Below are 429 nucleotides of genomic sequence, written 5' to 3' on the forward strand. Positions count from 1 at the left end.
CATCGCAATCGGACGTGCACCCATGGAGAAGACATCACGGATAATACCGCCGACACCAGTAGCGGCACCTTGGTAAGGTTCGATAGCAGATGGGTGGTTATGACTTTCTATTTTAAAAACGACAGCCTGATTGTCACCGATATCAACGATACCAGCTCCTTCACCAGGTCCTTGAAGGACTTTCTCCCCAGTAATCGGGAATTTTCTTAAGATGGGTTTTGAATTTTTGTAGGAACAATGCTCTGACCACATAACGGAAAACAATCCTGTTTCCGTATAATTCGGCAGTCTGCCTAAGATTTTCTCCACCATGGCAAATTCTTTATCGGATAGTCCCATACTTGCGTACAATCGCTCCGATTTAATTTTTTCCGGACTTGGTTCAAGCTGTAATAACATGTGATTCCCTCCAGTTTTTTACGATGGATT

Annotated in this window: 1 protein-coding gene; it reads right to left on the reverse strand. The window is 43.6% G+C overall.

The window, feature by feature from the left end; all coding sequences use genetic code 11:
* Positions 1–399: AIR synthase related protein (locus SB773_RS30160; RefSeq protein ID WP_410593862.1), on the reverse strand; the 399-nt coding region annotated here is incomplete at its 3' end.
* Between the last annotated feature and the right edge of the window lie 30 nt (positions 400–429).

Source organism: Bacillus sp. SIMBA_074 (assembly GCF_046534555.1).
Taxonomy (GTDB): Bacteria; Bacillota; Bacilli; order Bacillales; family Bacillaceae_G; genus Bacillus_A; species Bacillus_A mycoides.